Here is a 21,205-nt window from a genome sequence, read left to right as displayed (position 1 = left end):
GGGTTTGGGGCGCTAGCGGAGCCGCTAACGTTAGCGGGGTGTGCCGCTAGCGCTAGCGGCCCCGGACACTCAGCCCGCGTCACGCTTTCCGTCACGCTCCGCAATCACGGCGACGATGTGGGATCGGTCGATGCCGCGCCGGTTGACGACCTTGCCCTTGACCCGGCGGCCCACCTGGATGGTGGAGACGCCGTGCGGCTTCAGGGCCGCGGCCAGTCCCTCGGGGTCCCAGCCGTCGTAGATCTCCTCGCGCAGCTCTGCGAGCCGGGCGACGACGGTCTCGGACCACACCTTGGGTTCATCGGCCGGCACAACGGCGAGGATGTCGCGCAGCAGGTCATACGCGCTGGTGACCGGCTCGGGTGCCTCCCCGAGCGCGTGCCCGGACAGGGTGCCCGCTTCCTCGCGCAGGCGGCGGGCACGAGCGCCGATGGCGTCGGCACCCTGGCCGTCGACGTAGACGGAGCGCACGATCCGGGCGTCTGAGCCTTCACCGACGAAGTAGTGAATGCCCTTGTCACCCCAGGCGAACATGGTGGCGCGCACGCCCCGCTTGTAGGCGGACGTGCCGAGCACCATGTCGTTTTCGAGCTGGCCCATGACCTTCAGGCACCAGCGGGCCGAAGCGTTCGCGCTGATGCCGGTGGGCAGCGCCTTGGCGTCCGGTCGTTGCGTGGCGAGCAGCAGCACGATGCCGGTGGCCGGACCGCGCTTGACCAGGTCGGTTGCGATCTCCTCGAACTCCTTGGCGTGCTCGGGGTGCTCGAACAGCACCTGGCACTCATCCACTCCGATCACGATCGGGTGCAGGCCCAGGGAGCGTTTGTCGGCAAGGACGCTGGTCACCTTCGACTCCGGGCAGACATCCCGCGGAAGCGAGCGGATCACCTTGGTGCGGCGCCGCAGTTCCTCGCGCAGTGCCCGGAAGTCGTTCAGGCAGTAGGTGACGGACTCGTCGTCGTCACCCGCGGCGTGCCGGTGAGAGACAGCGTCGCCGACCGGGTCAAGGTCTCCGGTGCCCTTCATGTCGTAGGTGTGCAGCTCTGCCCGCGGGTCGAGGGCGGCGATGAGCAGCAGCAGACGGAGCAGGAAGGTCTTGCCCATGCGGGGGATGGCGCCGATGACGCCCGCGATGTACATGAGCGTCGCTTCGACCCAGCGTCCGCGCTGGTCGGTGCCGTAGGCGACCGGCTTGAACAGGTCCACCGAACCCGACTTCAGTAGCGGCCACTTGGGCTGCTTGGCGCGAGACATGTCCTGGTCCCCGACCCACAGCACGAGGTGACCGGTGTGCTCATCCGGCACCGCCTCGGGCCACACACACCCGAGCGGGCGGCGCAGGCCGGAAGCGAGCCGGTCGCGACGCTCGATGACGTCGGTCACCGTGACCCCGTACGGGAGGTTGCCCTCCGCACGCCAGCCGGGACCGTCGCGGGTGATCGGGGCGGTGAACTCGAACCCGTCCCGTCCCTTGGCCTGCGCCTGGTTGATGGCGGGGACGCCGAGCGCCCCGAGCGCCCGCAGCACGATGTCACTGGTGAGCTTGACTGCCTTGGGCAGCTCCACCGCGCGGTGGATGACCGGGGCATCTGCCTGCTGTCCGGCGAACCCGAGCGCCATCACAACCGCGCTCACCGACACCGCCTGAAGCCAGCCGGGGGCGAGCACGTACATGGCGAGCGCGGCCCCCAGGCCGACGAACATGGCGAGCACCGCAACGAGGGCGCGCAGTCGGACCCGTCCATCGCGCTGCCGCGACAGCTTCAGGTACTCCGCCGCGTCCTCACGCCGGACCGCGGCGAGTCGGACCGGCTCACCCTCACGGTCGGCCACCCACCGCATCGTGCCGCCCACGAACCGCGCGGCACCGGTCGGGGCTTGCAGGGCGAGCCGGGCGGCGTAGACCGGGGCACGCAGCGCGTGATATCCGGCAGCGTGGGCGTAGTGGCGGGCCACCCATTCAGTAGCGGTCCGCAGCTCCGTGAGCGAGCGCAGCCACTCGGGAACGACCGCCCGGCGGTGCGCGCCAGCGAGCCGACCAAGGTAGCCCGGACCGGTGGCGGTCGGGGCCGGTTGGTCGACCATCACGGGTGCGGTCGGGTCGGGCGACTCGGTACCCGACCGGTCCGCGCCGGAGTCGGCCGACGGGTCGGAGTCGGGTCGGGCAGTCGGGTCGGCCGACTCGGTACGGGCCGACCGTGCTTTGTCGAGGTCGACTACCTCGCCCCCGGAGTCGGCCGACATCTCGGCTTCGAGTCGGTTGAACAGTTCGTTCTCGTCGTCGGGGTGCTTCACTGAAAGTCCTTTCCAAGGGGAGGAAAGCGGGGTCCGGCCGTCGCTGTAGGAGGTGGGCGGACGGACCCCGCCGGATCGTGGTGCGGGGTGTTCAGGCGGCGCGCTGTTCCTCGGGGTAGGCGCAGGGCACGCACATGCCGAGTGAGGTAGGGATGACGTATCCGGCGTCCCGTCGGCAGGCGGGGCAGGTGCGGCGGGCCTGGTTCGCCTTGGCGAGCGCGGCCCACTTGCCCGGCGTCATCGGCCGGACGGGCTTGGCGCGGTCGACGCGGTAGAGGTAGGCGACCAGCGGGCCGCGCCGGTATCGCGGACGCATGATCTGCGCCGCGATGGACTGCCCACCGGGCCGTAAGCCGCGAGCCCGTAACTGCCGTTTGGTGGCGAGTCCGTCGGGGGCGTAGCGCCACGGGTAGGTGGGCAGTCCGTGCCTTGCGCCGGTCGGGTCGAAGCACTTGGCGAACATCAGGCAGCCTCAGCCGTCGTGCCGTCGCCCTCCGGGTCGTCCACGGAGTGCAACGGACGCCCGTTGGCACGCTCTGCCTTCAACTGCTCCCGCAGCTTGCGGGCGTTGGCCTGCGAGACATGAAGCGTGGTGCGCAGACGGTCCGCGGTCAGCTCCGCCTCGGTCCACTCTGTGGTGACCGTGCGCGCCTCGGTCAGCGCCTCCTCGAAGGTGCGCTGCGCCTTGGTCTTGCCCTTGGCGGGGGTCCGGCGGCGCGGGCGCGGCTTGGCGTCGACCGGTGCCGGCGGATTGTCCGCCGGGGGCGGTGCGGGCGTCTCCTGCTCAGCAGCGGGGGCCAGGTCGCCCATGCGCAGCATCACTCGCTCGCGCCGCGGGGTCTTCGAGCGCCACTTACGGCCGTAGCGCTCGCGCAGGTCCGCGCGGGCCAACTGCCGTTCCTTCTCGCGCGCCAGCGCCTCGGAGTAGGAGGTGACCTCCCACAGCGTCATGCGGCGCCACAGCGCGAACGTGGAGGGGAAGGCCAACAGCCAGCGGGAGAAACGGATCTTCTCCATGCGGCGACCGGTGGCCGCGCCGATCCGCACGGCGTAGATGTGCGCGCCGATCTCGGAGAACACCACCCACAGCAGCGGCATCGTGCCATGCGCGACCTTGGCCCACACGCCGTGCCCGGCGGCGACGTTCAGTCCGCAGGTGATCAGGGTGAGCGCCCAGGGCACGAACCGCACCCACGCAAGCGCCATATCCATGCGGATCAACAGCAGGTTGGCCACGGTGAACACCGGAATGGCCACGTCGATACCGACCGGCAGCATCCACGACTCGCCGAACCCCCAGCGAGCCGCGGCAGACGAGACCGCGTCGAAGGAGGAGATCAGACCGAGCGCACCGACGCCGGCCGCGGCGAGCGCGCCGATACCGGCGAGCCCCATTTCCGGGCGGGTCAGCGGTGGCACGGCCGAAGACTCGATGGTCTGCACGGTCGTCATGCCGCACCCCCGGCCAACACCGGGGCGACGATGTCCGCGTAGCCCGCCAGACGGACCACCGCGCCCGCGTAGTCGACGGTCGTGCGCAGGACGCGCGTACGGCCGTCGCTCTGCTCGCGGTAGGTCACGGCGTCCGGGACGATGCCCAGGGCCTCCCGCCACGCCTCGAAGCCCGGCAGGTCGTCGTAGAACGTCAGCTCCAACCGCTCTGGGTAGACGGTGGACACCTGCACCGACGGTGCCGACAGATGCCCGAAGTCCGCGGCCAGCAGGCGCAGCGCGCGCAGCGGCACGGCCAGATCGTCCAGCGTCAGCGCGTCGCTCATGCCGCCACCCCCTTGCGCGCCGTGCGGCGACGGATGGGGAGGGTCAGCGGGACGACGTCGAACAGGTCCGGGTTCTCCTCGATGACCTGCGCGGCCATGCGGATCAGGTCGTCGGGAAGGTCCGGATCGTCAGCGAGGATGTCGCGCGCCGCGTCCAGGCGGGCCGCGCGCTCCTGCTCGTTCTCGCCCTCGACACCCAGCCACAGTTCAACCGGGGTACCGAGCGCGAGTTCCGCGAACTCATCGGTGGTGACGGCCAGGTGGCGGCCGATGTAGGTACGCATGGAAGGCTCCTGATGGGAGGGACAGGGGAGCCGGAGCAGCTGCAGGCGTGTTGGTGAGACGGCGACTACTCCGGGAGAACCCCCGCCGCGAGCGCGGCAGGGGGAAAGCGCCCCGGCCGGGAGTCGAACCCGGCCTACGACCATCGGGGCGGCAGTGCATGTCTCCTTCATCGCGACCGCGCTCCCGTGTCAGGTAGAGCTGTCCGGCCTCGAAGTAGGCGTATGGAGACGTGACCTTTCGGTCTAAGCCCTCCGGTCAATGACAAGGCGCCGGGTCGCCTCCCCCCGTCCGATGCGGGGCTCCTGGTTGTGCGGTCTTGCAGGTCAAGCACTTGCAGACACAGGTGGCGAAGCCCTTGCGGGCTCACCGTGCTGATACGTAACAGCATGTACTAGCACGCACCATCGCGCAAGAGTCCTGCACGGATCTCGTGCTAGGTCGTACTAGGGGTGGGTACGCTCGATGGCGTGATGAGCGCTGATATCTCGAAAGACGACCCCAGACCGGAGTCCGAGCAGGCGGCCGACATCCTGCGGCAGGAGATCTTGAGTGGTGACATCAAGCCCGGAGCCCATGTGGGCTCCGTGCGGGACCTGGCCACGCGCTTCAAGATCTCGGGAATGACCATGCAGCGAGCCCTTGCGATCCTGCGCGAGGATGGGCTCATCATGACCACGCCGCGCGGCAGCTACGCCCGCGACCCGCAGCAAGCCACCGAAGGTAGCGAAGCCGACGTAGGTGTCGACCTTCCTGAAGTCCTGCGCCAGCTCGAACATCTCACCTCCCAAGTCTCGGAACTTCGCGGCAGGCTCGAAGCGCTCGAAAGCCGCTCCGTGCCGGGTGATGCGGGATCTGCAACAACCATGCACGGAACGGGAGTTGAGAAGTAAGTGACAGCCAGGGGACGGCAGAGCGGAGCAGGGGACATGTCCGGTGACACCCCTCTGTCACCTTCCCTGTCCCCCTGGCTTGCGGGCGAGACTCGGAGTAGGCACTCGGAGGAGGGCACATGACCGACGACAGGCCCGCATGGGCGCGGCGCATTGCTGCCGAACGATCGGCACGTGACTGGTCGCAGCGTGAGGCAGTCAGGGCGTTGCGGGCGCACGCTCCCACAGAGCTGCCCGCCGAAGACAGCATGATTCGCCAGTGGAAGCGCTGGGAGTCAGGCCAGATGCCGAACGACTTCTATCAACCGATCATTGCTGCCGTCTTCGGCACCGTGACGCATGCGCTCTTCCCAGCCCCCTCGCGCCGGGATGGACACAAGGAGATATTGGCAGCGAGCGGCATGGAGACGCTGGAAATCGTAAGCCGTCTGAACCGGTCGGACGTCGACAACGCCACGCTTGATGCCCTGCGGATCACGACGGACCGCCTCTCCTCGGAGTACCCCTTCATGGCGAGCGAACAGCTCCTCATCGAGGGGCGCCAGTGGCTTCGCCGCGTCGTCGACCTTCACACGAAGAGCCTCACGCTCGCGCAACACCGCGAAGTACTCGCCCTGTCCGGCTGGCTTGCTCTTCTGGTCGGCTGCGTCGAGTACGACATGGGCGACCGTCACGCCGCCGAGTCGACACGCCGCGCCGCCCTCTCTCTCGCGACCGAAGCCGACCATGCAGAGGTGGCCGGATGGGCACACGAGATGCGAGCATGGTTCGCTCTCACGACCGGCGACTACCGCGGCGTCATCGCCGCAGCGCAGGCCGGAGCGAACACAGCGCAGCACCACGGCGTGGCAGTGCAGCTTGCCGCACAGGAAGCCAAGGCGTGGGCGCGGCTCGGGGACCGCCGGCAGGTTGAGGTAGCCCTCGACAAGGGACGGCGGATGCTCGAAGCCATGCCGCACCCTGAGAACCTGGACAACCACTTTGTGGTGGACCCCGCCAAGTTCGACTTCTACGCGATGGACTGCTACCGCCTGGTCGGTGAGGACAAGCTTGCGCGCACGCTCGCCGAAGAGGTGCTGAGGGCAGGAACGGACTTCGACGGAACCGAGCGCTCGCCGATGCGCAACGCCGAAGCCCGCGTCACGCTGGGCGTCACAGCAGCGCGTGAAGGCGACTTGGAGCAAGCACTCACGATGGGAGCGCGTGCACTGGAAGGGGATCGCCAATCAGTGCCGTCGCTCATCATGACCAGCCGTGAACTCGCTGCCGAGATGAAGCGCCGATACGGGGCGGAGCCCGCCGCAAGGAACTACCTCGAACGATTGAACGCACTCGGGCATCAGAAGCCCGGCTTCTTGCCGCAGTAACCACGAAAGGCATCCTCGCACCAGCCGGAGATCAACGCGCGCCGCAGGCGAGAACAGTGATGTCACCAAGGGTCAGAAACATTTCCATCGAGTTCGAGGCCGAACTTAAGAACCTCTGGCCAGCGCCCCTCTGACCCCTTTTTTCGAGCGAACTCAATGAGTAGATAGCTGTTTCCCTCATCCGCGGCCCGGCGAGCGTACGCCTGAGCTTCGGCAGATAGACCGGCATCCATTAGCGCGTCCACCAGCACGACGGATGGTTCACCCAATTTCTCGATGGTGTATTGAAGAAGTGCATCAGCCCGCTCGCCGCTACCGGCGGATCGCAGGTTTTGCGCGAGTTGAGAAATAGCGAAGTAATTTCCTTGATCTGCCGATTCTTTGGCTAGCATCTCGGCGCGGGCCGCATCGCCGGACCTTTCATACATTCGCACTACGTACCAGACTGCCTCAGTGTCCCCATCCTCCAGCGCCTCGAAGTAAAGACCTTCGGCTTCTTCCAGATTGCCGTTCTCCTCCTCAAGCAGAGCAAGCTCTCTCAGAGCGTATGAGCCAACGGATTCATTCGCTTGTTTGAATAGCTCTTCCGCCTCCTCGCGAAGACCTGCTCGTTTACGCAGCCGACCAATCTCGACAAGTGAATACGCGTCACCCATCTCAGCAGCCAGCGAAAAGAATCGCTCAGCTTCCTCTAGGTCTCCCGCTTCGCGGCACTCCAACCCCAATTGAAAAAGTGAGTCATCGTCTCGCGTTTCCAGAAGAACAGAAATCAGGTCGTCAATGTCGTCGCGATCGCCGAGCTCCCGTTTCACCCTGATCAAATCGGTCACTGCGTCAGGACTTCCCGCTTCGGCAGCAAGCCAAAAGAGGCGCTCAGCCTCGGCTAGATCACCTTCCCTTTGGCGCATTTTGGCAACCTCCCAGAGGGCAGTTGGATATCCGGCGGCAGCAGCTTCCCCAGCAAATCGGATGGCCTCGGCGTGATTTCCCCTACGCTCACACCATCTTGCCAAATCGCGAAGCGCATAAAGGTTTCCCGCCTCCGCCGCAGCCAGTGTAAGCCGGTCTCTGCTTTCGTCGTCCTCCGCTCGCTCGCGCAGAAAAGCCAGCCACCTCAACGCGTCAGTATTACCGAATTCTGATGCCCTGCTATATAGGTCTGCTGCCACCCTGTTCCGCAATCGCTCCCGTGCCGATTCAGCAAGCGCCATCAGCTCTTCGGCCGACTCAAGCGTTTCTCTAGCGGCGCTCCAAAAGCGCAGTGGCGGAACGCAGTGTTTGCGAATCGTCCGACCATAGTGATCCAGGTAGTCTGCTAGACGAACCACACCTAGTTGCGCACCCATGCCGCGGTCGCTCGGTACATCCTGAAGTGCAGCAGCAACACCTTTGATCTCCGTGCGAGCGTATTCCAGAGCGCTAGTGAACCAGGTCGTCGGATCAGCCGATGCGCGCTCCTGAGGCGCCATATACGCGGGAGCAGCAGCCTCTAGGAACTTCAAGGAAAGCGGGCCAGAGACCCCCAGGCGCCGTGCATCCATAGCGGCCGTAATCACGGCCTTTCCGTAAGGCCCGCTTGCCCCGGATGGGTGTTCGTAGTGGTCAACGAGGTTCGGTGCCGCGGCGAGAACTTGTGTGACTCTGCCTGACGCTGTCTTGAGAGCCTCCGACAGCGATGCGTCCTCAGGCGCACGTGCCCTAACTCCCTCTAGCGCTTCATCCGTAAATGAGGCAGGAACATCAATGCGGAATTCCTGGGCAAAAAGCTCACGTGCGTGATGGTACGGGTCTTCTTGACCGGGAGTTGGAGTCGCGGTGAGTTCTCTGTGATACTCGGGCCAAATCGTGGCAATCACCAGCGCCGACCCCGGATCTTCCAAGCGACGGCGCAGCGCTGAGGCAGCCACCTTGCCATACTTTCCATAAAAGAAACTTTGGGCCTCATTAAGCCAGAGAATCGTATCGCGCTCGAATGCATCGGCGGCGAGCACAGCTAAGAGACTGTCTGCATCCTTCGGAAAAACAAGGCCCCACTCCGGGAAGACTCTATTCACTGCCTCATATGCGGTCCTAGTTTTCCCGGTGCATGATTGCCCTCGGATGACAACTAGCCCCGTGATTTCCTTTTCTGCAAGCAATGCGAGATGCCGGCGAGTCTTCGCGTCATGGGGGCGTTCGATATAGGCCGGAAGCACAAAATCGCCAGGCGTTCGTCCAGGAACACCCATCACGGCCGGATGGACACCCAGTTGTTTAGGAGACCAAAGCGCGACAGGACGTGGCTTATCCGGTAGAGCCGCGAACCGTTCTTTAGCGGCGTTGGCCGCGAGGATGTTGTGGGCACGTGCACGGTTGACATCGTCACGAGTACTCTGCGCACGCTGCGCTGCTTCCGCTGCATGAGCGTCACGCCATCGCCGCTCGGCGAGTAGTGACGCCACCTCGCGCTGGTCAAGAAGCCCTCTCATAGCGGCTTCTTCACGCAAGGCGTTGACTACTACCAGTAGCTCATCCACCCGCTGGGGGAAGCGCTGCCCCCGCAACCAGTGCCCGATCGTCGTTGGAGCGACATCCGCTCTCCTGGCCAGTGCCCGGTCGGTGGGCCGCCCGTCCAGCTTGTCCTTCCTGAGGGCTGCAAGGTTCCGCATCCCGCCAAAGAACGCGGAGCCTGCCTCGTCGTTGCGCACCGGCCCCTCCTCGTGCCAGCAGGCTGCCCGTCTCTGTCCAGGTCTGGCCCCCTGGACAGAGGAAGCCTAAGCCTCCCAGCTGCGTCGATGTGGCCTGACTGTCCAAGTCAGTGCGGAAGGCTGCTGGACACTACCGACTTCGGCGACGTTCGGAGTGCCGGGGTGCTCATGAGAGCCCCCTTAGGGAAGGGAGATGCTGGGTGATCACGGATCAGCTGCTGGCGTTGTTGCTGGCCCTGTCAGTGGCCCTCAACGTGGGAGTGGCGGCCGGTCTGCTTGCGTACCGAGCAGGTACGCCATTGCCGAACGCGCTTCTGGTGGGTGGCGGTGCGCTTGGGGGTGTGATGGCGCTCTTCCTCTCGGCAGTCTCCGCCTACCGATAAGGACACGTAGGGGTGTCGTGAGGCTGATAGCTGCCCCATGCACGCCTCCGCGCCGCAGTGCCTCCGTGCGCACACCCCATCCTTGGGCACTCCGCAGGGGCAAATGGCCAGGCCGAGGGAACTGCAGCCGGGGGGCCAAACGGGGGGCCAAACCAACTAGCAACAGCCACACCGTCGCGGACAACCACGGACGGATGCGGAGAGGGGCGGCCCGGTCACCGCGTCCAGAGCGGGGTGGATATAGGGCTAATCGCGTTCGGGACGAAGAGGTCGTGGGTTCAAATCCCGCCACCCCGACAGCCAGGTAGCAGATCAGAGGGCCCTCACCTAATCGGTGAGGGCCCTCTGGCGTTGTTGCGTATCTGTCTGCGTGACTTCGCCGGAGCGTCCACTCGTCGGCGTTGATCCCGGTCAGCCTCCTTGGGCGCCAGGCGGACGTATCCCCGCCACGGCGCACCGATCACCACACCGCGATGTGCGGAGACTGCGCCGGATCGGCGCCCAGCCGGCCGATGAGGCGTGGTCCCAGGCGAGGGCTCGCAGTTTCTCGGTCCGAGCGCCGCAGCAGGGCCTTCGCATGTCCTCAGACGGCTACCGATACCAGTCGCCTTCTCCCAGGAGGGAGCGGTGCAGGTAGTCCTTCAACTCTCGCGCGGCCCAAAGCCGGCTGTCATTCTCGTGGTCCCAGACGAAAATGTCCGGACGCTCGGGCGTGAGCACGAAGGCGAACTGGTCGCCGCCGCCGTTGTCGCCGAAGAACAGCAGTGGATCGAAGGGCATGTACAGGCCCGGAAACGTGTCGGGGGACCAGAACTGAAGGTTGTGCTCCACGACCCGGTCCAGGGACCAGACGATGTCAGTTCCGTACCCGTCGGCTACCCCGTTGGTCTCCTTCAGTAGGGCAGTCAGTTGCCCGGGCAAGCTCCGGCCAAGGCGCCGCTCCGCCTCAGCCAGCGCTGCCGCGTCAACGGGTGCCCGGAACTCGAGGTCGGGCGAGGCTCCAGCAGCAGCTTCCTTCCACATGGGCGCAGCTTAGGCGGGACGACTGACAGCCCCGAGCGCCGCTGCGGTACAGCAGTGCCGTGCCGCAACCCCCAGCACCGTCACCGCAGGCGGGCCGATGATCGGGCAGGCCCCTCGCTCAGATGAGTGCGCGGCCACGCGCCCATGACCAGCCGTCCGCCCCTCAGAGCGTTCGACCTCTTCGCCGTCCGGGACCTTGTAGCAACCGGACACCAGGTCCAGGCTCAGCTTCGGCGGATCATTCTTGGCCATTTTGATGACCTTGACGCTGACCTTCTTCTTGTCGTTGTCGGCGGTCAGGGTGATGCTTCTGTTCTTGCTGGTATTCGGTCCGTATTCGACGATCTCCCATCCCTGCTTGGGCAGTTCTCTCTTGAGCCGGTCCATCGCTTCGTCCAGGTCGCCCGCCGAGGCGGGGGTGAAGCTCCACGGATGGAAGATGCGGAAGTGTGTCTGTGTGTCCTTGCCTGAGCAGTCCGTCACTCCCGGAAGGCTTTCTGACGCCTTTCCCTTCACGCCAATCAGGTCATAGATACCGCCGGAGACCTCTTCCATCGTGTCGGCGGCGTCGAGCGAGGTGCTCGTGCCCACGAACGGGACGCCATCGCTCTCGTCATCGGTCATGCCACATCCGGTCAGGACAGTGAGCACAAGGGGTATTGCGAGCGCGGAGGCACGCGTTCTGGTCTTCACGTCTGAGATCTCCTACTTCGAAACGCACTACGTGGTCGAACGCCACCCGGCGTAACCGGGTTCGCGGTCCTGAGAGATCGAACCTGCCGTGTCCGCTTTGATCGACCACGTGAACAGATGGCCGCACCTCACCCACGCCTACAGCTCCGCAGCCCGGCGCAAGGACGCGCGGCGCCGGGCGGACCGATGTGAGCTGACCGGCCTTCTTCCAGGGCAGGTTGAGGCGATCGCGACCCCGGCTACTGCGCCGGCGTGTGGATGTCCAGGTCGGCGACGAGGCTCCCGCCACCCGCGTCGAGGATTCCGCACAGGCGGTTGACCGGCGTGTACAGGGGTCGGGCGTCGGGTTCGATGCCGTCTTCGTCCTCGAAGTCGAAGAGCCGGTCGAACGGCACGGTGACGAACGGCCACACCGCCGGATCCGCGTCGGCCGAGTCGGGGTGGAACTGCCACTGGGTGCCGCACGTGCGGTTGTGGACCTCACCGACGTACCAGGAAGCCGTCTGGAGGAAGTCGCTGCCGCGTTCGTCCCATGCCTGGTCGCTGCCGGCGTAGCGGGAGCGAACCAGGACCTCCACGCGCTCGAGCGAGGCGGGGGTGAAGTCCCAGTCCCCGTCGTGCCGCTGGGCCCATGCGGGGAACTCTTGCTGCTGGATCTGGAGCCAGGCGTCCAGGACGGGGTTGCCGGCGCGTACGCGGTCCAGCTCAGCCAGTTCCTGGTATTCGTCGTCGGTCATCTCCATACCGGCCGACCCTACCCGGCGCCTCCGACAGGGCAGCAGCGCCTTCTGCAGCGGCGCGACACACCCTCAATTGCCTTGCATGAACGCAGAGTTCGGGCACTAGGCTGCCTCGCTGACGGTGTCATGTCACGGGGGCTCACACCGCTCACACACATGTCCCCAAGCCCCCGCAGGTAAGGGACACAGCACGTGAAATCCATACGTTCCCGCGTGAGGGCACGCCTGGCGTCCGCTGTCGCGGTCGCCGCAGCGGCAACCCTCGCGTTCACCGGCCTTCCGGGCCTGACCTCCAGCGCAGATGCCGCACCGGCAAAGCCACCGAACCCGGGCATGCTCTGCCGCGACTACTTCGATCTCGCCGAAGACCTCGCCGCCATCGTCGAGATGCCCGACGGCGATGCGTCACGAGCGAAGTCCCAGTGGGACACCTACGACTACGAGAACCCCGGCAAGAAGTGGGACGGCCTTCAGGCGCCGTCCGACGCGAACTACAAGCGCCTGGAGCTGGAGGCCAAGGAGCCTCCGAAGTCCCGGCCGGTCGACCGGGTCTGGTGGAAGTGGATCCGGGCCAGCAAGAAGAACCCGAACGCGTACGGGGACTTCACCTACTGGCGCGACATCATCCTGATCAAGAACGCCGGGAACGACCCGCGCGGCAAGGCGTTCGAGAAGAAGATCATCAAGGAGCACGGTCTCGTCGGTGACGACTGGATCTGCCAGAAGGAGTTCGACTACACCGACCCCGACACCGGCAAGACTCACCGGCGTCAGGCGGATGCCTGGAACAAGAGGACCGGACAGGCTCTGGAGATCAAGTCCAACGGGCATCCGGATCCGAAGCAGAAGCCGGGTGACATCGCCTGGTCGAAGCAGAAGGAATCCCCGGTCAAGTCGCTGAAGTACGTCTTCGCCGAGCCGCAGGAGAAGGCCGCCAAGGACCACCTGAACGAGCTGAGGAAGAACGCTCCGGGCAAGGTCACCGAGTACAACTACCGTTCTCGTAGGGTCGAGTTGGCCCCCGGCGGCGGCGTGCGGGACAAGTCGACCACCATGCAGCCCCCTGGGTCCAAGGGGGTGACCGGCGGCGGCGCGCAGGATCTGATCCGTGAGTCGCGGCCGAACCCGAAGGACATGAAGGAGTTCCTGGACCGCAAGAACGCGGCCGACCCCAATCGGCTCCAGCCCAAGGGGCCTGGCGGGGTGGACTTCACCACCCTGGACCTGCGGTACATCGGCAAGCCCGTCAAGGGCAAGGGCGTCGACTACAGCTTCTCCGCCAAGGAGGTCGCCGAGGACACCGCCGGCTGGGGAGGCAAGGAAAAGGCGCAGCTCATCAACGACGCGTTCTTCACCTGGCTCGCCCTGAGCCCGGAGAAGTTCTGGGTCAACCTCAACCCGGACCAGCCCGACAAGATCATGGACAGCGCGTTCGGGAAGACGGACGCCGGACGGGTCCTGCTGGAAGCCGACCTGGAGCTGAAGAGGGACTTCGCCGATGCGATGAACCCGAAGAAGCGTCCGGAGGCCGACCAGTACTGGAAGTCGCTGCCCCGCAACGCCGAGGGCGTTCCCTGCTGGTTCCAGGTCCGCAACTGGATCGAGCCGGGCACCGCGGTCGTCCGCGAGGAGAACGGCGGCATCCACATCCTGGACACGCCGCTGAAGGTCAAGGCCCAGTACCTGAAGATCGACAACATGCCGGGTGACCCGTACCTGTGCGAGTTCAACGAGGCCGAGAAGAAGGCCACCGAGGACCGCATGAACCGGCTGATCATGCCGGAGGTCGAAAGGCGCGTGAACAACGACCCGCGCTACGCCGACCTGCGCCGCACCTACACGGCCCGGGTAGCGGCGGAGTTCATCCGCCAGCAGGATGCCAAGGCTCCCACCGACTACCGCAAGGTCATCAACAGCAACGACGTCTCCTCGTGGCCGCTGCGCGGCGAGAACAAGGACTGGACGCGGGAGAGCGTGTACCAGGCCTACCTGAAGTCGCTGCGTGAGGGCGAGCAGCAGTGGGAGCACGACGCCGGCGGCGGCCTGTACACCATGAGCGTGGGCGGAGTCGACTTCTCCAAGCAGCCCAAGCAGAACATGACCAAGGTCCGCTTCGAGGCCGAGCACCGCTACCTTCCTCGCGAGACGAAGTCATCGGTGCGCACGCTGACGGACAACGCCAAGGACGGGGACGCGAACCTTCTGCTCCTGGGCGGTAACACCGTCTCCTCCGACATCTCCGGCGGCGACGACACCCCGGGCCCGAAGCCGACTCCGACGCCGACGCCGACCAAGCCGGGTGAGCCGACGGACAATCCCACCGGCCCGACCGACCCCGCCACTCCGCCGGCTACCGGTAGCAGCGGCGGCACGGGTGGGAAGGACCCGCAGGGCGACCTCGCCGACACTGGCTCCAGCACGCCGTTCGGACTGATCGCCGGAATCGCCGCGGCTCTCGCAGCCGCCGGTGGCGGCCTGGTGTGGTGGAAGCGCCGCCGCACCGCCACCGGCCAGGAGTAGTCGGCCACGGCGCTCGCATGACTTCGGCCCCGCACCGTACGACTGGGTGCGGGGCCGAAGCGGTCCGGCGGCGGACCACGTGCGGCCCCGGCAGTTGGACAGAACGCCTGAGCCGAGCCGGACCGGCCACTACCGTTGTTCCCCTGCGTTGCATCGTTCTCCGGGGGATACATGGACTGGACACGTCGGCGGGATGTTCAGTACGGCTCCGTGGAGCCGCGATGACCTCCGGTCCTCCCAGTACACCCGCCCTCATCGCCGGAGAGATCCCCCTCAGCCAGGTCATGGCTCGCCTCCGAGAAGACTCGCCCGTATTCCACTCCGAAGCGGATCTTCAGCACAGCTTCGCTCGCGTGCTCTGGGAGTTGGCGCCCTCGATCCGGTCAAGGCTGGAAGTGCGCCAGTACGTGTCGGACACGGACCGCGCCGAGCACCTCGACCTCTTGTGCATCGGTCCGTCCGCGCGTACTGCCATCGAGTTCAAGTACTTCAAGGCCAGGTGGATCGGCGTGGCCGGGCCCCTGAAGGAGCAGTACACGCTCACATCGCACGCAGCCACCGACCTCGGCCGGCTCGGCTTCGTCTCGGACATCGCCAGGCTGGAGCGCTTCGGAAACCGTCCCGACCAGGACGGTCTGGCGCTGCTCATCACGAACGAACGGGCTCTGTGGGCATCGCCGCCCCCTGGGGCTCGGAAGACCCGGGACGAGGACTTCCGCATTCATGACGGCCGTACCCTCGCCGGCGAGTTCCTCTGGGCAGAAGGCGACGACGAACCACACACCCGAATACTGCGCGGCGCATACCCACTCACGTGGGAGCCCTACTCGCAACAAGAGGGTGTTCGAGGAGAGTTCCGGTACCTGGCCGTCCCGGTCGAACCAGTTTTACCGAGCCCGAAGCAGAACACCGCTCAGAGTCACCGGGATCGCCTGCCATGAGACAGGTACGGGCAGACCGTCCCGCCTGAGCGCAGACCGTATCGTCCACCTCGCCTCACCCACGTGGCCGGTCGGACGTCGCCCTTCTGCTTTCATCGACGGCATGACGGACTGGTCCCAGCTCAGCCACGCCTACGGCTCCGCAGACGACATACCCCGCCTGCTCGACGACGCCGAATCCGACCCGGCCGGGCCCGCGTGGGACTCGCTCTGGTCGTGCCTGTGTCACCAGGGCACGGTCTACTCCGCCAGCTTCGCCGCCCTGCCGCGGCTGGCCGCGATGGCCCAGAGGTTCTCCGCCATGGACAGGCAGGCGCCGCTGGTCCTGGCCGGCGCCATCGTGGCCGGTGTGGATCGGCCCCACGGATGCGACGACCCGCACATCAGCCACGCCGCCGACATCGCCACACTGATCAGGCTCACCGAAGAGATCCTGCGACACCCTGAGGTGGACGCTGCCCCGGACACGTATGTCTGTCTGCTGGAGACACTCCTGAGCCTCGAAGGGGTCGAGGTCTGGGGCGGGCAGCTCGATGGGCTCAACTCCGAGGAGTACGAGGTTCCCTGCCCGCGGTGCGAGGCCGAGAACTTCATTGTCTTCGGCGAGTACGGGCACTTCTCCACCCTCGACGACATGTACATGCGCGAGCCGTCTGCCGGGAACAAGCCGCTGATGCCCGCAGAGCCCGGCGCGATGGAGGGGTTGGCAGCGCGGCTGCACGCGCGGGCGGTCGGCGATGGACAGATCGAGGTCGCGAAGAAGCTGACCTATGTGTTCGGCAGCGCCAGTTGCGCGGACTGCGGTGCGGTGTTCCGGGTCGATCAGGCCGTCGTCGCCCGGTGGGGTGCATGACCCTCGGGCAGGCGGCACCACACTTCGACGGTCCCCGTGTCACACCCCCGACTCGCAGCGCGCCTTCAAGCTGCGCAGCTCCGTCTCCATGTAGCGGCGCGTCAGCGATGCGGTGAACAGGCCGACCGGTCCGGCCAGAGGGCCTCGCTGATCGAGGGCGAGCGTCACCTCGACGGGAGCGCCGTCAGTAGCGGGGACGCTCAAGGCATGGCCGGCCTTGGTGGTGACGCCAGGGGCGTGGGCCACCCAGGTGAACGACACGTTCCGGTGCAGCTGGGTGACCTCCCAGACCGCGACCCGCAGCTGGGGCTGCTTGATGCGCACCTTGCTGCCGACCGCGAACTCGCCCTGGTCCAGGCGGTGCAGCGTGGTCACTGTCGGCGTCCATTCCGGCCAGCGTTCGACGTCCGTCAGCACCGACCAGATCCGGTCAGGGGCTGCGTTGATCGGTAATGACGTCGAATACTTCACAGCCGAGCCATACCCAGGACGGACCGCGGGCACGCAGACACGCCGACGCGTGTCAGGTGTACGCCGACCGTTCCGCCCCCTTAGGTGTTCGCCGACGGTTCCGGCGGCTCCGGCGCGTAAGCCTCCGTCGTGGCGCTGACAGCCGCGGCCACCTCATCGGCGGGTGCGCCCGACGCGCGATACGCCACGCCCCAGGCCTCGCTGCTGCGGGTCATGAACTCACGCGCCTCGCCCGTGGCCTGCCAGGCCGACAGATCGTCGATCATGTTGCCCTCCAAGTAGAGGCCGAGACCCAGCAGCCCCAGGTCCCAGCCGACGCCGACCGCTCCCGGGCCGAACCGGTCCCACATCTCCGGCGGTACGACGGCCACATGCTCCAGCTCGAACACGGTGCGTTCATCGGCCTCGGGCGTCAGCCGCACCTGCACCTCGCTGAAGCCGGGGTTCTCGCCGAACAGCCAGCTCACCTTGAGCAGTTCCGGCGGCTCGCAGCGCAGGATCTCGCCGCCCGCGTTGCCTTCCAGCTGGTACCGACCGCCCAGCCGGAGGTCGCCGCTCACCGGCAGGAACCAGCGGCTGATCCGCTCCGGGTCGGTGCAGGCGTCCCACACGTCCTCGACAGCCGCGTCGTACGTGCGCCGCAGCACGACCGTGCGCGCCTCGCCCGACGGCACGGTCCTGGAGCCGACTTCACGGTGGATGTCGTTGATCCGGTCGACGATGTCGCTCATCGCTGCTCCTGACTGGCGGTGTGGTGCGGCTCGGTCACTCGTTTGCTTCTCTGTCCGGCGGCGGGTGGGCCGCTTCTCGCGCGGAGCCACTTCCGCGGCGCTCGCGCCTGCCGCGCGCCAGCTCGGTGCCGAGTGCGTCCAGCCGCTGTTCCCAGAAGCCTCGGAACCGGTCCAGCCACGCGTCCACCTCACGCAGCGGCCCGGCGTCGACGGCGTAGAGCCGGCGGGCGCCCTCGGCGCGTACGGACGCGAAGCCCGCTTCTCTGAGCACCCGCAGATGCTGCGAGACGGCGGGCTGCGAGATCCTGAACTCCTTCTGGATCACCGCGCCGACCGTTCCCGACGACTGCTCCCCCTCGGCGAGGAGCTCCAGGATCCGCCGCCGTACCGGGTCCCCCAGAACATCAAATGCGTGCACGTCATCCACTTTGCAGCCATCGCTTATATAAGTCAAAGCTTATGCGAAGTTTGGGGAACCGACACCCCTGGTCGCTCGTTGCCCTCGTGGGCAAAGGAATCGTCAAGAGAGGCGCGGCCCGCGCCGGATTGCGCAGGGGATTTCCATGGGTGTCAGCCTGTCCAAGGGCGGCAACGTCTCGCTCAGCAAGGAGGCCCCGGGCCTGTCTGCGGTAGTCGTGGGCCTCGGCTGGGACGTACGCAGCACGACCGGCACGGACTTCGACCTGGACGCCAGCGCGCTGCTGGTGGACGCCAACGGCAAGGTCCTCACCGACTCGCACTTCGTCTTCTTCAACAATCTGAAGAGCCCGGACGGCTCCGTGGAGCACACCGGTGACAACCTCACCGGTGAGGGCGAGGGCGACGACGAGCAGATCAAGGTGAACCTGGCGGGCGTGCCCGCCGAGGTCGACAAGATCGTGTTCCCGGTCTCGATCCACGAGGGCGAGAGCCGCCAGCAGTCCTTCGGCCAGGTGCGTAACGCGTTCATCCGCGTCATCAACCAGGCCGGCGGCGCCGAGCTCGCGCGCTACGACCTGAGCGAGGACGCCTCGACGGAGACCGCGATGGTCTTCGGCGAGCTGTACCGCAACGCCGCGGAGTGGAAGTTCCGCGCGGTGGGCCAGGGCTACGCCTCCGGCCTGCGCGGCATCGCGCAGGACTTCGGCGTCAACATCTGAGCCTGAGCCGAACAGCGCCGCGGCTTCCGCGGCAACTGCACGAGCCGAGGGCCCGATCCCCACACGGGGGTCGGGCCCTCGTCGTACGTCGCCGCGCCTTCGTCGTACGTCGCCGGGCCGTCGCCGTACGTCGCCGGGCCGTCGCCGCCGAACCGTCGTCGTCGCCGAGCCGTCGTCGTAGGCCCTGGACCGTCGTCGTAGGCCCTGGACCGTCGTACGCCCATTGACCCCATCACAGGTCCGGGAGGCCTCGTCGTACGTCAGCGAGCGCCGGGGCCGTCCACGACATACGCCCCCGCGCGGGCCGCCGCCTCCGCCGCGGCCGCGGCCCGGTCCGCCGTCGCTTCGTCGAGCGGGTCACCGCTGGCGAGCAGGCGGTAGTAGAGCGGGGCGGACACGGCGCGGATCACTTCCCGCGCGTCGGTGCCCGCCGGGAGTTCACCACGCGACACGGCCGCCTCGACGCACGGCGCCCACTCCTCGATGCGGGTGGCGTAGAAGCGGTTCAGGGCCTGGGTCGTGCGGTCGTCGCAGGTGGCGGCGGCGATCACCGCCTTGAACAGGGAGCCCTGACGGGGATCGGTGAGGGTTCCCACGACGAGGCGGGCGTTGGCACGGAGGTCGTCGGACAGGTTCCCCGTGTCCGTACGGGCCACGGACTGCTCGGCCATGTCCTCCAGCAGATCGGCGACCAGCCCGGTGACCGTGGACCAGCGCCGGTAGACGGTCGTCTTGCCGACGTTCGCCCGCCGGGCCACGTCGGCGAGGTCGAGACCGTGGAACCCGTGCTCGACAAGAGCGTCGCCCGCGGCCTCCAGAACAGCGGTCCGGACGCGGGCGGTGCGGCCACCCGGACGAACGGTCCCCGGGGTCCCGGCCGTCTGAGCGAACGGCGTGCCGCCCCCGTCCGACGGCGCGCCCCCGGTCGCATGGTCGGTCGCCTGCGCGGTGGGCACGGCGGCCGCCTTCGCGGTCGCCCTGTCGGTCGTCATCCCGGGCCCTCCTTCGTTTCGACGGGCCACCTCGATGAAGTGCGGCAATCGGCCGCGGCGATGAACTGCGAAGATCGCTCGCTCCATCCTAACGGCACCGAAAGTCCGTTAGTTCTGGACAATCCCTTGGCTACGCTTACTGGCCTGAGGAAGGGGACTTCATGTCGACGGGGATACCGACCGACCGCGAACCGGTGGCACCGCCCCCAGGCGTGCAGCTGCTGTGGTCCGGCAGGGTCGCCGAGCACACCGAGGACGCTCTCGCCCATCGCCATCTCCTCGACGCCGAGGAGTCCGCACGGCTCGACGGCTTCTTCCGGCCGGCGGACCGGGACGCCTACGCCGTCGCCCATGTGGCCCTGCGCCGCATCCTCGGTGAGCGCCTCGGGCTCGCGCCGGAAGCGGTCACGATGGACCGCGAACCGTGCGCCCACTGCGGCGGCCCGCACGGGCGGCCCGTCGTGCCCGGCGGTGAGGTGCACTTCTCGCTCTCGCACACCAGCGGCATGGTGCTGCTCGCGCTCGCGGCCGCGCCGGTCGGGGTCGACGTCGAGATCGTCCCGAACGACGGCACGATCACCGATGTCGCGACGCAGCTGCACCCGCGGGAGCGTACGGAGCTGGCTGCCCTTCCCGCAGCTGAACGCGCCTTCGGCTTCACGCGCTGCTGGACCCGCAAGGAAGCCGTGCTGAAGGCGGCCGGAGTCGGCCTCACCGAGGACGTGTCCGTCACCTATGTGGGGGCCGGGCCCCGGCCGGCCGAGCTGACCGACTGGCTGCTCACGGACCTGCCGGTCGACGCCGGCTATGCGGCGGCGGTCGCGGTCCGCGCCGGCGGGCCGGACGCCCGACTGCCCTGAGCCACCGGCCTTGTGGCGCACGGGGCTCGTTCAGTAGCGCTCGACCAGGTGCTCGCGGCCCGGCGGGGGCTCGTACGCCTCCGGCCAGAAGTCGGTGACCGTCGTGATCCTGCCGTCGTCGTCACCCGTGAAGAACGTGACCGCGTACATCTCCTCCAGGCCCACCACGGCATGCACCCATGTCGCCACATGGTTGCTCCCGGCGTCGGCGACCAGGCGGTGGACGCTGATGTGCCAGGTGTCCGGGTACTCGCGGTTGAACCGGACGTACGCGTCCTTGCCGCGTATCCGCTCACGGGTCTGCGGCAGCTCGTACACGACGTCGTCGCTGAGGGTGGTCGCGAACGTCGACCAGTCCCGGGCCTCCGCGGCCGACCAGTAGGTCTCGACTGTCCTGCGCAGTTCGGTCATACGGCGAGTGTGCACCGGGGCACTGACATCACCGGGGCACTGACCATCGACCCGAGTCCCCGAACGGGTGGCCCTGCTGTCCACATGCGCCGAGTCGTCCACAGGCTGCGGAGCACGTCGACGGTTTGTGGAGGGTCCGGCGCAGA

22 protein-coding genes are annotated in these 21,205 nt (G+C 67.1%); 8 read left to right on the top strand and 14 right to left on the bottom strand.

The features are described 5' to 3' along the window. Positions 1 to 69: 69 nt before the first annotated feature. From OHA05_RS19520 to OHA05_RS19500, 5 genes are all read right to left on the bottom strand, one after another. Positions 70 to 2,295 carry a cell division protein FtsK gene (locus OHA05_RS19520; protein ID WP_328861295.1) on the bottom strand — a complete coding sequence of 742 codons (2,226 nt, stop codon included), beginning with the start codon at positions 2,293 to 2,295 and terminating at the stop codon, positions 70 to 72. Between the two features lie 91 nt (positions 2,296 to 2,386). Then, positions 2,387 to 2,758 carry an RRQRL motif-containing zinc-binding protein gene (locus OHA05_RS19515; RefSeq protein WP_328861294.1) on the bottom strand — a complete coding sequence of 124 codons (372 nt, stop codon included), beginning with the start codon at positions 2,756 to 2,758 and terminating at the stop codon, positions 2,387 to 2,389. Next, positions 2,758 to 3,747 carry a DUF2637 domain-containing protein gene (locus OHA05_RS19510; protein ID WP_328861293.1) on the bottom strand — a complete coding sequence of 330 codons (990 nt, stop codon included), beginning with the start codon at positions 3,745 to 3,747 and terminating at the stop codon, positions 2,758 to 2,760. The genes OHA05_RS19515 and OHA05_RS19510 overlap by 1 nt, the downstream gene beginning before the upstream one ends. After that, positions 3,744 to 4,073 carry a hypothetical protein gene (locus tag OHA05_RS19505; protein ID WP_328861292.1) on the bottom strand — a complete coding sequence of 110 codons (330 nt, stop codon included), beginning with the start codon at positions 4,071 to 4,073 and terminating at the stop codon, positions 3,744 to 3,746. Before OHA05_RS19505 ends, OHA05_RS19510 begins: the two co-directional genes overlap by 4 nt. Beyond that, positions 4,070 to 4,357, bottom strand: a complete 288-nt coding sequence (locus OHA05_RS19500; RefSeq protein ID WP_328861291.1) for a hypothetical protein — start codon at positions 4,355 to 4,357, stop codon at positions 4,070 to 4,072. The genes OHA05_RS19505 and OHA05_RS19500 overlap by 4 nt, the downstream gene beginning before the upstream one ends. 471 nt (positions 4,358 to 4,828) lie before the next feature. Between OHA05_RS19500 and OHA05_RS19495 the strand changes: the two genes are divergently transcribed. After that, positions 4,829 to 5,248: a GntR family transcriptional regulator gene (locus OHA05_RS19495; RefSeq protein ID WP_328861290.1), complete on the top strand. Its 420-nt coding sequence runs from the start codon at positions 4,829 to 4,831 to the stop codon at positions 5,246 to 5,248. Between the two features lie 119 nt (positions 5,249 to 5,367). Beyond that, on the top strand, positions 5,368 to 6,615 hold the full coding sequence (locus OHA05_RS19490; RefSeq protein ID WP_328861289.1) for an XRE family transcriptional regulator: 1,248 nt from the start codon (positions 5,368 to 5,370) through the stop codon (positions 6,613 to 6,615). 62 nt (positions 6,616 to 6,677) lie between these two features. Here the strand turns inward: OHA05_RS19490 and OHA05_RS19485 are convergent, their stop codons facing one another. Beyond that, a complete protein-coding gene (locus tag OHA05_RS19485) occupies positions 6,678 to 9,302 on the bottom strand; it encodes an SEL1-like repeat protein (protein WP_328861288.1) in 2,625 nt (874 codons plus the stop codon). Positions 9,303 to 9,502: 200 nt separating this feature from the next. Here OHA05_RS19485 and OHA05_RS19480 point away from each other — a divergent pair, with 200 nt between their 5' ends. Next, on the top strand, positions 9,503 to 9,685 hold the full coding sequence (locus OHA05_RS19480) for a hypothetical protein (protein WP_328861287.1): 183 nt from the start codon (positions 9,503 to 9,505) through the stop codon (positions 9,683 to 9,685). Positions 9,686 to 10,276: 591 nt separating this feature from the next. Here the strand turns inward: OHA05_RS19480 and OHA05_RS19475 are convergent. The 3 genes from OHA05_RS19475 to OHA05_RS19465 all read right to left on the bottom strand — a co-directional run bounded on the left by OHA05_RS19475 (position 10,277) and on the right by OHA05_RS19465 (position 12,138). Next, a complete protein-coding gene (locus OHA05_RS19475; protein ID WP_328861286.1) occupies positions 10,277 to 10,708 on the bottom strand; it encodes an SMI1/KNR4 family protein in 432 nt (143 codons plus the stop codon). A 9-nt stretch (positions 10,709 to 10,717) separates the two neighbouring features. After that, positions 10,718 to 11,332 (bottom strand): hypothetical protein, encoded by a 615-nt coding sequence (locus tag OHA05_RS19470; protein ID WP_328861285.1) that lies wholly within the window; start codon positions 11,330 to 11,332, stop codon positions 10,718 to 10,720. A gap of 308 nt (positions 11,333 to 11,640) precedes the next feature. Continuing rightward, positions 11,641 to 12,138, bottom strand: coding sequence for a hypothetical protein (locus tag OHA05_RS19465; protein WP_328861284.1), 498 nt, complete (start codon positions 12,136 to 12,138; stop codon positions 11,641 to 11,643). Positions 12,139 to 12,333: 195 nt separating this feature from the next. Between OHA05_RS19465 and OHA05_RS19460 the strand changes: the two genes are divergently transcribed. The 3 genes from OHA05_RS19460 (at position 12,334) to OHA05_RS19450 (ending at position 16,455) form a co-directional block, all read left to right on the top strand. Further along, a complete protein-coding gene (locus OHA05_RS19460; protein ID WP_328861283.1) occupies positions 12,334 to 14,661 on the top strand; it encodes an LAETG motif-containing sortase-dependent surface protein in 2,328 nt (775 codons plus the stop codon). A gap of 221 nt (positions 14,662 to 14,882) precedes the next feature. Beyond that, complete coding sequence (locus OHA05_RS19455) at positions 14,883 to 15,602, top strand: hypothetical protein (protein ID WP_328861282.1); 720 nt, start codon at positions 14,883 to 14,885, stop codon at positions 15,600 to 15,602. A gap of 103 nt (positions 15,603 to 15,705) precedes the next feature. Then, entirely contained in the window at positions 15,706 to 16,455 is a 750-nt protein-coding gene (locus OHA05_RS19450) for a hypothetical protein (RefSeq protein WP_328861281.1), read from the top strand. 39 nt (positions 16,456 to 16,494) lie between these two features. Here the strand turns inward: OHA05_RS19450 and OHA05_RS19445 are convergent, their stop codons facing one another. The 3 genes from OHA05_RS19445 to OHA05_RS19435 all read right to left on the bottom strand — a co-directional run bounded on the left by OHA05_RS19445 (position 16,495) and on the right by OHA05_RS19435 (position 18,075). After that, positions 16,495 to 16,926, bottom strand: coding sequence for an SRPBCC family protein (locus OHA05_RS19445; protein ID WP_328861280.1), 432 nt, complete (start codon positions 16,924 to 16,926; stop codon positions 16,495 to 16,497). Between the two features lie 80 nt (positions 16,927 to 17,006). Beyond that, positions 17,007 to 17,657: an SRPBCC family protein gene (locus OHA05_RS19440; RefSeq protein WP_328861279.1), complete on the bottom strand. Its 651-nt coding sequence runs from the start codon at positions 17,655 to 17,657 to the stop codon at positions 17,007 to 17,009. Between the two features lie 34 nt (positions 17,658 to 17,691). Further along, on the bottom strand, positions 17,692 to 18,075 hold the full coding sequence (locus OHA05_RS19435) for an ArsR/SmtB family transcription factor (RefSeq protein ID WP_313945042.1): 384 nt from the start codon (positions 18,073 to 18,075) through the stop codon (positions 17,692 to 17,694). 145 nt (positions 18,076 to 18,220) lie between these two features. Between OHA05_RS19435 and OHA05_RS19430 the strand changes: the two genes are divergently transcribed. Then, positions 18,221 to 18,796, top strand: coding sequence for a TerD family protein (locus tag OHA05_RS19430; protein ID WP_327681936.1), 576 nt, complete (start codon positions 18,221 to 18,223; stop codon positions 18,794 to 18,796). A 260-nt stretch (positions 18,797 to 19,056) separates the two neighbouring features. On the opposite strand, the gene OHA05_RS19425 is transcribed toward OHA05_RS19430, so the two are convergent. Further along, a complete protein-coding gene (locus tag OHA05_RS19425; protein ID WP_328861278.1) occupies positions 19,057 to 19,788 on the bottom strand; it encodes a TetR/AcrR family transcriptional regulator in 732 nt (243 codons plus the stop codon). 161 nt (positions 19,789 to 19,949) lie between these two features. Between OHA05_RS19425 and OHA05_RS19420 the strand changes: the two genes are divergently transcribed. Next, positions 19,950 to 20,648, top strand: a complete 699-nt coding sequence (locus tag OHA05_RS19420) for a 4'-phosphopantetheinyl transferase family protein (RefSeq protein ID WP_328861277.1) — start codon at positions 19,950 to 19,952, stop codon at positions 20,646 to 20,648. 30 nt (positions 20,649 to 20,678) lie between these two features. On the opposite strand, the gene OHA05_RS19415 is transcribed toward OHA05_RS19420, so the two are convergent. Continuing rightward, positions 20,679 to 21,059, bottom strand: a complete 381-nt coding sequence (locus OHA05_RS19415) for a nuclear transport factor 2 family protein (protein ID WP_313945045.1) — start codon at positions 21,057 to 21,059, stop codon at positions 20,679 to 20,681. Between the last annotated feature and the right edge of the window lie 146 nt (positions 21,060 to 21,205).

It is taken from the genome of Streptomyces sp. NBC_00306 (assembly GCF_036169555.1).
Lineage (GTDB): Bacteria > Actinomycetota > Actinomycetes > Streptomycetales > Streptomycetaceae > Streptomyces > Streptomyces achmelvichensis.
The sequence above is the reverse complement of the archived record's forward strand: the minus strand, read 5'-3'. Positions and strand labels throughout refer to the sequence as shown.

Coding starts and splice junctions, on each gene's coding strand:
- OHA05_RS19515 (WP_328861294.1), bottom strand. CDS start 2,758: ATGTTCGCCAAGTGCTTCGACCCGACCGGCGCAAGGCACGGACTGCCC.
- OHA05_RS19510 (WP_328861293.1), bottom strand. CDS start 3,747: ATGACGACCGTGCAGACCATCGAGTCTTCGGCCGTGCCACCGCTGACC.
- OHA05_RS19505 (WP_328861292.1), bottom strand. CDS start 4,073: ATGAGCGACGCGCTGACGCTGGACGATCTGGCCGTGCCGCTGCGCGCG.
- OHA05_RS19500 (WP_328861291.1), bottom strand. CDS start 4,357: ATGCGTACCTACATCGGCCGCCACCTGGCCGTCACCACCGATGAGTTC.
- OHA05_RS19495 (WP_328861290.1), top strand. CDS start 4,829: ATGAGCGCTGATATCTCGAAAGACGACCCCAGACCGGAGTCCGAGCAG.
- OHA05_RS19490 (WP_328861289.1), top strand. CDS start 5,368: ATGACCGACGACAGGCCCGCATGGGCGCGGCGCATTGCTGCCGAACGA.
- OHA05_RS19475 (WP_328861286.1), bottom strand. CDS start 10,708: ATGTGGAAGGAAGCTGCTGCTGGAGCCTCGCCCGACCTCGAGTTCCGG.
- OHA05_RS19470 (WP_328861285.1), bottom strand. CDS start 11,332: ATGACCGATGACGAGAGCGATGGCGTCCCGTTCGTGGGCACGAGCACC.
- OHA05_RS19465 (WP_328861284.1), bottom strand. CDS start 12,138: ATGACCGACGACGAATACCAGGAACTGGCTGAGCTGGACCGCGTACGC.
- OHA05_RS19455 (WP_328861282.1), top strand. CDS start 14,883: ATGACCTCCGGTCCTCCCAGTACACCCGCCCTCATCGCCGGAGAGATC.
- OHA05_RS19450 (WP_328861281.1), top strand. CDS start 15,706: ATGACGGACTGGTCCCAGCTCAGCCACGCCTACGGCTCCGCAGACGAC.
- OHA05_RS19440 (WP_328861279.1), bottom strand. CDS start 17,657: ATGAGCGACATCGTCGACCGGATCAACGACATCCACCGTGAAGTCGGC.
- OHA05_RS19430 (WP_327681936.1), top strand. CDS start 18,221: ATGGGTGTCAGCCTGTCCAAGGGCGGCAACGTCTCGCTCAGCAAGGAG.
- OHA05_RS19425 (WP_328861278.1), bottom strand. CDS start 19,788: ATGACGACCGACAGGGCGACCGCGAAGGCGGCCGCCGTGCCCACCGCG.
- OHA05_RS19420 (WP_328861277.1), top strand. CDS start 19,950: ATGTCGACGGGGATACCGACCGACCGCGAACCGGTGGCACCGCCCCCA.
- OHA05_RS19415 (WP_313945045.1), bottom strand. CDS start 21,059: ATGACCGAACTGCGCAGGACAGTCGAGACCTACTGGTCGGCCGCGGAG.